Annotated in this window: 6 protein-coding genes; all 6 read right to left on the bottom strand. The window is 67.4% G+C overall.

Features of this window, described 5'->3' with window-relative positions:
• Nucleotides 1-2: 2 nt before the first annotated feature.
• The 6 genes from RHOOR87_RS0106275 to RHOOR87_RS0106300 all read right to left on the bottom strand — a co-directional run bounded on the left by RHOOR87_RS0106275 (nt 3) and on the right by RHOOR87_RS0106300 (nt 11,038).
• A complete protein-coding gene (locus RHOOR87_RS0106275) occupies nt 3-1,400 on the bottom strand; it encodes a sigma-54 dependent transcriptional regulator (RefSeq protein ID WP_027484541.1) in 1,398 nt (465 codons plus the stop codon).
• A 129-nt stretch (nt 1,401-1,529) separates the two neighbouring features.
• Nucleotides 1,530-3,947, bottom strand: coding sequence for an ADOP family duplicated permease (locus RHOOR87_RS0106280; protein ID WP_231378354.1), 2,418 nt, complete (start codon nt 3,945-3,947; stop codon nt 1,530-1,532).
• Complete coding sequence (locus tag RHOOR87_RS0106285) at nt 3,948-6,395, bottom strand: ADOP family duplicated permease (protein WP_027484543.1); 2,448 nt, start codon at nt 6,393-6,395, stop codon at nt 3,948-3,950. It abuts the gene before it with no gap.
• 51 nt (nt 6,396-6,446) lie between these two features.
• A complete protein-coding gene (locus RHOOR87_RS0106290; protein WP_027484544.1) occupies nt 6,447-8,873 on the bottom strand; it encodes an ADOP family duplicated permease in 2,427 nt (808 codons plus the stop codon).
• Nucleotides 8,870-9,634 (bottom strand): ABC transporter ATP-binding protein, encoded by a 765-nt coding sequence (locus RHOOR87_RS0106295; RefSeq protein ID WP_027484545.1) that lies wholly within the window; start codon nt 9,632-9,634, stop codon nt 8,870-8,872. Before RHOOR87_RS0106295 ends, RHOOR87_RS0106290 begins: the two co-directional genes overlap by 4 nt.
• Before the next feature lie 150 nt (nt 9,635-9,784).
• Complete coding sequence (locus tag RHOOR87_RS0106300; RefSeq protein ID WP_027484546.1) at nt 9,785-11,038, bottom strand: HlyD family efflux transporter periplasmic adaptor subunit; 1,254 nt, start codon at nt 11,036-11,038, stop codon at nt 9,785-9,787.
• Between the last annotated feature and the right edge of the window lie 20 nt (nt 11,039-11,058).

Genomic DNA, 11,058 nt, shown 5'->3' on the forward strand with positions numbered 1-11,058 from the left:
AATCAATCGGCATCGTCGGACGAAGGGTCGCGCAGTGAATGTTTCTCCAGCCGTCGATACAACGTCTGCCGTGTGATGCCGAGCGCGTCGGCGGCGTGCTGCAGGTTGCCGTCGTAGCGCTCCAGCGCACGCCGCACCAGATGCGCCTCGGCCTGATCGATGGTCATGTCGTCGATGTCCTGCGCGGATGCCGTTGCCGCCGGGCCAGGCCCAAACGCAAGTGCGGAATCGCTGACCAGGTCGTGCTCGGCCAGCAGCGCGGCGCGCTCCATCAGGTGACCCAACTCGCGCACGTTGCCCGGCCAGAGCCACGCCAGCAGTGCGCGTTCGGCCGACGGCGCCAGCCGCAGGCCATGGCGGCCGTAGCGCGCCGCGCTGCGTTCGAGAAAGCGGCGCGCCAGCGGCAGGATGTCGTCACGGCGCTCGCGCAGCGGCGGCAGGCGGATCTCCAGCGTGTTGAGGCGGTACAGCAGATCCTTGCGGAAACGGCCCGCTTCCACCTCGACGGCAAGATCGGCATTGGTGGCCGAGACCAGCCGCACGTCCACGCTCTGCGTGCGCGAGGAGCCGAGCCGTTCGAACTCACCGTCTTCCAGCACACGCAGCAACTTCGGCTGCTGCGACGGCGGCACGTTGCCGACTTCATCGAGAAACAGGGTGCCGCCATCGGCCAGCTCGAAGCGGCCGATGCGCTCGCTCTTCGCATCGGTGTACGCGCCGCGCACGTGGCCGAACATCTCGGACTCGAACACGTTCTCGGCGATGCCGCCCATATTGACCTTGACCAGCGCCCGCGCCGCCCGGCGCGACTGCGCATGCAACTGCTGCGCGATGACGCCCTTGCCGGTGCCGTTCTCGCCCAGCACCAGCACGTTGGCGTCGCTGGGTGCGACCCGCGCCACCAGCTCCATCACCCGCCGCATCGCCGGCGACTCGGCGATCAAGGCCTCGTTGCCGCCGCGCAGCAACGCGTTCTCCGCCTCCAGCCGGCGCTGCCGACGCGCGCCTTCGCCCAGCGCGATCTGTGTGCGCACGATGCTGAGCAGGCGCGTGTTGTCCCACGGCTTCTCGATGAAATCGCCGGCACCGCGGCGCAGCGCATCCACCACCAGCGGCACGTTCCCCCACGCCGTCATCACCACCACCGGCAACTCCGGCGCGTGCTGGCGCAACTGATCGAGCAAGGCCAGGCCCTCCTCGCCCGAGGTGGTGTCGCGGGTGTAGTTGAGGTCGATCAGCGCGCAACTGAAATCGCGCTGACGCACGGCATCCAATGCCGCGACCGGGTCGTTCACGCCGACGCTGGCGATGCCCTCAGATTTCAGCAGCAGGCGCAAGGCCTCGCGCACATCGGCCTGGTCGTCGACCAGCAGCACGGTGGGATGGGATTCGCGCGTCATATCGTTCCGTTTATCCAATGGCCCTCGCCAGGCTGCGCCACATTGTAGGAGCCCGCTGGCGGGCGATGCGTTTGATCTGAATCCCTAAACCCAGCCATTAAAGCAAGAGCATCGCCCGCGAGCGGGCTCCTACTCGTATCTCAAGGCAATCGCCGGGTCGACGCGCAACGCCCGGTACAGCGGCACCAGCGCAGCCAGCAGCGCGATGCCAAGCACCAGCAACAGTACCGGCACGAACACCGCCGGATCATGCGCCTGCGTATGCAAACCGGGATCGGCCAGCAGTTGCGACCACGGCCATGCCAGGACAGTGCCGACGAGCAGGCCGATGCCGAGCTGCCACGACAGTTGCCGCCCCACCTCGCGCACGATCGCGCCGTTGCCCGCGCCGATCGCGCGACGGATGCCGATCTCGCGTGTGCGCTGCGCCACGGAGAAGGCCAGCACGCCATACAGGCCGGCCGCCGCCAGCAGCAGCGCGATCAGGCCGAGCGCGCTGAATATCTGCGTCAGCACCATCAGCTTGACGCGCTCCATCGCCATCGCCTTCGTCTGGCTATACACCGCTGTCACGGCTGCCGCGGGGTCAACGCCGCGTATCACCTGTGCCAGTCGTTGGGCATAGGTTTCGGCTGCCGCATGCGTGCGTACGGCCAGTCGCAATCCTCGCAGAGGCGAATTCCCGGCCGCTTGCCGCAAGGGCATCAACAGCCTCGGCAGCACCCTCTCCAGCGGGCCATCGAGCTGCAACGGCTCGATCACCCCGATCACCGTCACCGTGCGCGCCCACGATTTGCCGGGATACAGGGTCAGGGTGCGGTTGAGCGGATCGTCGTGCGGCCACATCGCCGTAGCCATCTTGGCGTCGATGACCGCCACGGAGACGCTGTCGGCGCGCTCGCGTGCGTCGAAGAAACGACCCGCGGTGAGACGCACGCCATAGGTGTCGAGAAAGTTCGCATCGACGATGCCCACCTGCGCCCGTGGCCAGCCCCCGGCCGGGCGCGGCTGGCCCGGCAAGGCCACGTCTTCGTGACTGCCGAGCCGCGCACTGGGAATGGTGTTGGACGCCGTCGCCGCCACCACGCCCGGCTCGTGGCGCAGGCGCTCGACGGCGGTCTCGAAGAAACGGATGCGCTGTTCATCCTGCGGGTACAACAAGGGCGGCAGCGACACATACGCGGTGAGGACATGCGCGGCGTGGGCGGCGCCTGCGGAGCGTTGATCCAGCAGGCCGCCCAGCGCTCGGACGAAGGTGCCGGCCCCGACCAGCAACAACACGGTCAGGGCGACCTCGGCGATCACCAGGATCTTCGTCACCTTCACGAAGCCGCCGCCGGAACCCTTGCCGCCGTCGCGCAAGCTGTCCTGCAGGTCGGCACGCGCGGCGCGCCACGCTGGAATCAAGCCGGCCAGGCCGGTGCTGAGCACGGCGATGCCGACCGCGAACAGCGGTACCCAGCCATGCGCACCGAACCGATAGAACGCATTCGGCGGATCGCCGTTGGCGATGAAGGTTGCCACCAGCCAGCGATTGCCCCACTGCATGATCGGCCAGGCGGCAGCGAGCGCACCCGCGCTCAACAACAGACTCTCCATCAAGGCACCGGTCATCAGGCGAACACGGCTGCAACCCAGCGCGCTGCGTAGTGCCAGTTCACGGCGGCGGTTCAAGGTCTGCACCAGTTGCAGGTTCGCCACATTGACGCAGGCCAGCAGCATCACCAGCGCCGTGGCCGCGAACATCATCCAGACCCAACTGCGCGTGTCCTCGGGGATGAAGCTCAGCGCCAGCGGCTTGATCGTCAGCGGGCGGGCCGGTTGTCCGACGGGAAGCACGCGTTGCAGGTCGTCTGCCCGCGCTGCCAGTTCCGCCCGCGCCTGCGCCACGTCCGTCAAGGGCCGCAACCGCGCCACCCCCGACAGGCCGCGGTGCTGGCCCTCGGCCAGACGCAGCGGCATCCACAGCTGACTGACCTGCGGAAAGCTGAAATCCGCTGGCAGCACGCCGATCACTGTGGCCCACGCACCGTCCACCCGCACGGCTCGACCGATCACCCGCGGATCGGCCTGAAAATCGTTCCGCCACAGCGTCTCGCCCAGCAACAGCACCGGCGCCGCGCCGGGCGCGTCGTCACCGGCACTGAAGCCACGCCCCAGGATCGGTTTGACTCCAAGCAGATCCATCATCGACGCCGTGAACAACGAGCCCCGCCGATAACTCGCCCCGTTGCCGCTGTCGACATTGAACCCGCCGTCGACGTAGGCGCCGAGTTTCTCCACGTTGCGCAAGCGCCCCCGCAACAGCAGATACTGGTCGCTGTCGAGATCGCCGATGCCGTAGCCGTTGCTCGACTGCGCGCCGATCGCCATCAACCGCTCCGCCTGCGGATACGGCAGCGGCTGCAGGATCAGCGTATTGATCAGGCTGAACACGAACAGCACCACCCCCAGCCCAAGCCCCAGCACACCCACCGACAGCGCCGCGTACCCCGGCGGCCGGGCCAGGCGCCGCCACGCATGGCGCAATTCACGTAGCAACATCATCTACTCCCCTCGCAGCGCGCGCATCGGCGACACACGGCTCGCACGCCACGCCGGCACCAGACAAGCCAGCAACCCGACCGTGCCCAATATCACGCACGCGCCCAGCAGGGCGACCGAATCCAGGACGGCGGTGTGACCAAGCAAAGACATGAGCAAGTGTTTCAACGCGCCCGATGCGGCTACAACGACGCCAACACCAAGCATCAGCCCCACCCCAATCTGAAAAAAACCACCGCGCAACACCCATCGCACCAGCCGCGCCGGCGAAGCACCCAATGCCATGCGCACGCCGAATTCGCGTTCGCGCGCAGCGACCGCCACGGCCATCACCGCATATATGCCGGCTGCTGCAAGGAGCAATGCCAGCGAGGCGAATACACCGATCAACAACAGATTGAGGCGTGCATCCGCCGTGGTCGTATGCACGATGCTGCTCATCGTCCGCAGATTCGCAATGGGCTGATCAGGCGCCATCTCCGCTACCGCCGCACGTACCCCCGCGCGCCAGTCGTCCGAACTGCCATGGCCGCGCAGGACAAAACGCAAGGGCTCAAAGCGGCGAAAAACCGCCAGCAAGGGCTCGGGCATCTGCTCCAGCGGCACGTACAGCACGGGTTGCTTCGGCTGCAACGGACCGTTCTGCCAGGTGTCATCCACCACACCGACGATGCGCACCGGCCACACGACGTTGTCGCGGCTTTCCACTTCGATGATCTTGCCCAGTGCCCGTCCGCCGTAGTTCGCATCTGCCAGATCCTGGCTGACGATGGCCACCGGCTCGCCACCTCGCACATCATGGCGGGTGAAGTGACGGCCTTCACGCATAGTCATGGACAGCAGTTTCATGAAGTCGGGACCGACGCCGTGATACTGCGCATTGAACGTCGTGCCGCCCGGCACATGCATGGCCGAGCTGAACTGCCCAAAGCTGCCAATGCTGTCCGTGCTAGTGGGCAGGTTGGTGGTGACAGCAGCATCGGTAACACCAGGTATGGCGCGCAGTCGCTGCACCAATCGCTGCGTCAGGTGCTTTACCGCGGTCACGTCCGGGTAGCTCGCCTCGACCGGTGCCAGTTCGAAGGCAAGAACATTGTCGTCGACAAACCCCAGATGAAGTCGCGACGCGTCATGAAGCGCATGCATGAACAGGCCCGCCGCACATAGCAGCACGGCCGCCAAAGCTACCTGCGCCACCACCAGGGTGCGACCGAGGCGACCGGCATGACGACCGATGCCGCTGCGACCACCTTCGCGTAGCTCATCCACCGAGGTCGCCGTGCGACTGCGCCACAGACCGAGCGCCGCAGCCAGCAGTGCCGCCAACACGCCGATGGCCAAGGCCAGCCCCCACGCGAATGCACCCACGTGGACGCGCCCACCCACCAGCCACTTAGCCGGAATGAATGCCTGCAACAGGCCCAACCCCGCCGCCGCCAGCGCCATGCCCAGCAAGGCGCCGCCCAACCCGACCAGCAGCCCCTCACCCAGCGCCGGCAACATCAGCCGCAGCAAGGGCGCGCCCAGCGCACTGCGAACGGCGGCATCGTGGCTGCGCGACAACGTGCGCAGCAGCATCAGATTGGTCAAGTTGACCAACGCAATCAGCAACACGAGCAACGCACTGATCAGGAACAGAACCAGGATCGGCCGCGAACCGTGGTGTTGCCACGCGTGGAGGCTTTCAACGCCATAACGGGTTCGCGCCATGGTGTCACCGCTCCCCGCCGTGGCCAGATCCAGCGCATGCAGGCGCCCATCGACTTCCGCCGACACGGCGCCCATGCCGGCTCCGTCAGCAAGCCGCGCAACGACCATGTAATTGGCGCCATCGTCGTTGCTTGCCGCTGGCAACGCCATCGGCACCATAATGTCGCCGGCCCCGGCCAGCTCGTCAAAGCTGGCCGGCAAAACGCCGACAATGCTGCGCACCGTGCCTTCCACCCGCATGCTGCGGCCGATGACGCCCGCGTCGCCGCCATAACGGCGTTGCCAGAAGCCATGGCTGAGCATGACCGCCTGCGGCCCGCCCGGGCGATCTTCCTGTTCGTTGAAGTTGCGTCCGATGATCGGCTGCAATCCCAGCGTGGGCAACAGGTGCCGGTCCGCATAGAGCCTCGGCACCTGCTCCGGCACACCGTCGCTGACAATGTTTGCCACCGAGCCGGCCTGCTTCAGCGCCATGGATTTCACGCCCTTGAGTGCGGCCAGTTGCTGATACTGATGCGGGGAAATCGTGCCGACGTCGCTGCCACGCATACGCCCAACTACCACCAGCCGCGACGGCTCCGGCGCCGGCAACGGCCGCAGCAAAGTACTGTCGATCAGCGCGAACACCGCCACGCTGGCGCCCACGCCCAGCGCCAGCACGCCGGTCGCCAGCACCAGGAAGCCGGGGCGGCGCAGGCTGGCCCGCCAGGTGCGCCAGATTTCTGCCAGCCACACGTTCATGCACCCGCCTCCACTCGCGACACCATGCGGCATTCACGCAGGATCATCGACCTACTCCCCGCGCAACGCGCGCATCGGATGGACCCGTCCGGCACGCAGCGCCGGCAGCAGGCAGGCCAGCAGGCCGGCGATGGCCAGCAGTACGCAGACGCCGACAAGCGCCACGGAGTCGACCGCACTGCGGCCGATGTCTTCCAACACCGCACGCAACACACCGGACAGTGCCAGCGCCAGGCCGACGCCAAGCGCAAGACCTAGCGTGATTTGCCACAGGCCACTGCGCAGCACCAGCCGCGTCAATCGCGACGGCGCGGCGCCGAGCGCGCTGCGCACACCGAACTCGCGTTCGCGCGCGGCTACCGCCACCGCCATCACCGCGTACATGCCAGCGGCCGCAAGCAACAGCGCCAGCGCGGCGAAAATGCCGACCAGCAACAGATTGAGGCGCATGTCGGCAGTGGTGCTGCGCACGATGTCCTGCATGGTGCGCAGGTTGGCGATCGGCTGGTTCGGCGCGACCTCCGCCACCGCTTCGCGCAGGGCGTCGCGCCAGGCGTTCGGGTCGCCATGTCCGCGCAGCGCGAAGCGCATCGGTTCGAAGCTGCGGAAGACTCCCATGGCGTTGTCGGTCATCTGCGCCAGTGGCACGTACAACACTTCCGGCGGCTCTTCCAGCGGGCCGTACTGGTTGGTGTCGCCGACCACACCGACGATGCGCGCCGACCACATGCCGGTGCCGTCGCCGCGCTGGATCGTCTGGCCGAGAGCATGGCCGCCGTAGTGCTGCTTCGCCATCGCCCGGTTGACGATCGCCACCGTCTCGCCGCTGCGGATGTCGTTGCGGTCGAACGCGCGTCCTTCGCGCATGGCAATGCCGAACAACGCGAAGAAATCGGGACCGACGCCGTGATACTGCGTGCCGAACTCTTCCCCGCTACCGGGCACGTGCAGGCCACCGAGGTTGAACTGTCCGCTGCGCAGATCCGCCGGCAGATTGGTGGTGGAGGTGACGGCGGTCACGCCGGGAATGGCGCGCAGGCGTTCCAGCACTCGCGTGGACAGGCCGTCCACCGCCGCGGCATCGGGATAGTCGGCAAGCACCGGCGCCAACTCGAAGGTGAGGATGCCACCGCTGGTGAAACCCAGCGGCGTGCGCGCGGCGTCGTACAGCGTGTGCAGGAACAGGCCGGCGGAGCTGAGCAGCACCGTTGCCAGCGCCACCTGCGCCACCACCAGCACGCGGCCCAGCCGTCCGCTGTGCCGGCCGAGTCCGCTGCGCCCGCCTTCGCGCAATTCGTCGATCGCCGTCGCCCGGCGGCCGCGCCACAGGCCGAGCGCCGCAGCCAGCAGGGCACCACCCAGGCCGATCAGCAACGCTAGCAACCATGTCGCGACACCGAAATGCAGTTGACTATCCGGCAGCCACTCCGCCGGCATGTGGCTTTGCAGCGCGCCCAGGCTAACCCTTGCCAGCAGCATGCCAGCCAGGGCGCCGAAGATACCAACCAGCAACCCTTCGGCCAACGCCGGCAGCGCCAGCCGCAACATCGGTGCGCCCAGCGCACCACGCACCGCGGCATCGTGGCTGCGCGACAGCGCGCGCAGCAGCATCAGGTTGGTCAGGTTGACCAACGCGATCAGCAGCACGAACAGCGCGCTGGTGAGAAACAGCATCAGCACGTGCCTGGCATCGCCACGCTGCCACGCACTGAACTGCTGCACGCCAAAGTGGGCACGCTTCCAGTAGTCGTTGCCCATCGCGATGTACATCGCGTGCAGGCGCGTGTTGACCTCGGCGGCCACCGTGGCGGCGGCAACGCCTTCGTTCGGACGTAGCAGCGCCATGTAGTTAGTGCCGTCATTGACACTGTTCACCGGCAGCGCCGTCGGCAACATGATGTCGCCATCGAAACCCAGCGCGGCGAAGCCCTGCGGCAGCACGCCGATGATGGTGCGGGGCGTGCCTTCCACCTCGACGCTGCGGCCGATCACGCTGGCGTCGCCGCCATACCGACGCTGCCAGAAACCGTGGCCAAGGATCACCACGTGCGGCCCGTACGGCCGATCCTCCTCGACGCTGAAGCCGCGACCCAGCCGCATCGGCAAACCGACCGTCGGCAACAGGCCGCGGTCAGCGTAGAGCGCCGGCACCAGTTCCGGCTGACCATCGCCGGCGACGTTCAACTTCGGGCCGTCCTGTATCAAGCCGATGGATTGCACGCCACGCAGCGACTGCATGTGCTGGTACTGCTGTGGCGACACCGCGCTGACGTGGTCGCGATCCCAGGGACCGGCCACTAGCAACCGCGAGGCCTGCGGCACCAGCAGCGACCTCAGCAGCACCTGGTCGATCAGCGTGGACACCGCCGCGGTGCAACCGACGCCAAGCACCAGCACGCCGGAGGCCAGCAGCAAGAAGCCCGGGTGGCGCAGACTTGCGCGCCAGGCGCGCCAGATCTCTGCCAGCCACACGCTCACTCGCCCATCTCCAGCCGCGCCGCCAGCAGCCCGTCGAGCCGCTGCTCATCTTCGTGGCTCAGGCGCTCGTAGGTTTCCTCGTCGACCACGCGGCCGTCGAACAGGCGGATCTTGCGCTGGGCCAGTTCGGCGTAGCGCGCGTCGTGGGTGACCATGCAGATAGTGGCGCCGCCTTTGTGCAGTTCGTCGAGCAGGGCCATCACCGCTTCGCCATTGCGCGAGTCGAGGTTGCCGGTAGGTTCGTCGGCGAGCAGGATCGCCGGCTTACCGACCAGGGCGCGCGCCACCGCCACGCGCTGCTGCTGGCCGCCGGACAACTGCGCCGGGTAATGCCGCATGCGATGGGCCATGCCGACGCGCTCCAGCGCTTCCTGCACGCGCTCGCGCCGTTCGCCGGCGCCGATGCCGTTGCGATAGGTCAGCGGCAGTTCGACGTTCTCCTGCACGTTCAAGTCGCCGATCAGGTTGAAGGCCTGGAAGATGAAACCGATCTCGGCATTGCGGATGCGGGCACGCGCGGCGGTGTTGAGCGCGGCCACGTCGTGGCCGTTCAACACGTAGCTGCCGGCGCTGGCGGTGTCGAGCAGGCCGAGGATCGACAGCAAGGTGGTCTTGCCGCAACCGGACGGGCCGGAGATGGAGACGTACTCGCCGCGGCGGATGTCCAGATGCACGTCGCTCAGCGCATGGGTCTCCACCTCGTCGGTCTGGAACACCTTGCGGATACCGCCGAGGGCGATGACAGATGTCGGGTTGGTCATGGGTTTGTCCTTGCGGGAAACAGGTTGTTCCCTTCTCCCTTCGGGAGAGGGTGGCCCGAAGGGCCGGATGAGGGCTCGGTGAAGCCGGTGGCAGTCCGCTCCGACCGTACCCTCACCCCAACCCCTCTCCCGGTGGGAGAGGGGCTTTTATCAACGCAGGCGCAGGCGGTCATATTTATCCCATTGGCTGGTCTCGGAAAGGATGACGCGGTCGCCCGGGTGCAATCCCTGCAGCAGTTGCACGCGGTCTACCGAGATGGCGCCCACGCGCACCTTGATGCGGGTGGCCGTGGCACCGGAAGCATCCAGACGGAACAGGCTCACCTCGCTGTTCGCCTCGACCTGGGCGGGACGGCCCAGCGACAGCACCTGGTCGAGTTTTGCGATGCGGATGCGGCCGTCCACCGACAGGTCGGGGCGGGCACCGGCCGGCAGCGACCCGGTCGGGGTCACGTCCACTTGCACGCTGCCGTCGACCACGGCCGGATCGATTCGCGTGACGGTGCCGTCGATCATGCCGTTATAGGTATTCACTTGAACCGGCATGCCTTGCGCCACGTCCTTGGCCTGCACCTCAGGCACGCGCAGCCGTGCGATCAGCACGTCGCCGCGCGCGACCCGTGCCAGATTGGTGCCGGCGGCGACCTGCTGGCCTTCCTGCACGGCCATCTGCTGCAGCGTGCCGGCGATGCCGGCGCGCACGTCGAGCGCGTCAGACTGGCGCTGGCGCAAGGTCAGGTTGCTGCGCTGCAGTTGCAGCTCGGCCTGCACGGCGGCCATCTGCGCCTTGATGCCGGCATCGAAGGTCTGCACCCGCTGCTGCTCGACCTCGATGCGGTGCTGCAACTGCTTCAGCGCGATCTGCTCCTGTTCGTATTGCACGCGCGGAATCAGGTTCTTCGCCATCGCCTTCGCATCGGCCTCGCTCTTCACCTGCGCCGAGGCGTATTCGGCCTGCGCCTGCGCCAGCGAGGAGCGCTCGTCCAGCAACTGCGATTGCAGTTCCGCGTGCTTGGCCGCCACCCGCGCCTCGGCCGCCACAACCTGGGCCTGCGCGTTGCGCAAGTCGTTTTCCACCTGCGGGCTGGCCAGTCGCAGCAGGATGGTATCCGCCTCGACATGGGTGCCGGGCCACACTTCGATCTTCGCCACCTGCGCGCTGGTTTCCGCCGCCAGCCAGTGGATGTCACGCGGTACCAGGGTGCCCGGCGCGCGCACCTCGCGCAGCATGTCGCCGCGTTGCACGGTGTCGATCCACAGGCTCGAGCGCTCGACCGCGGGCAGCGCCGGGCCGAGGTTCATGGCGCCGATGGCCAGAGCGGCGAGTAGCAGGGCCGCGGCAACGACGGCGATGCGTCGGCGTCGGCGTTTACGTTGGGCGGCGAGGGGGTTGGCAATATCCATGAGTCTGCTTGAGCAAAGCC

Source organism: Rhodanobacter sp. OR87 (assembly GCF_000473345.1).
Classification (GTDB): Bacteria; Pseudomonadota; Gammaproteobacteria; order Xanthomonadales; family Rhodanobacteraceae; genus Rhodanobacter; species Rhodanobacter denitrificans.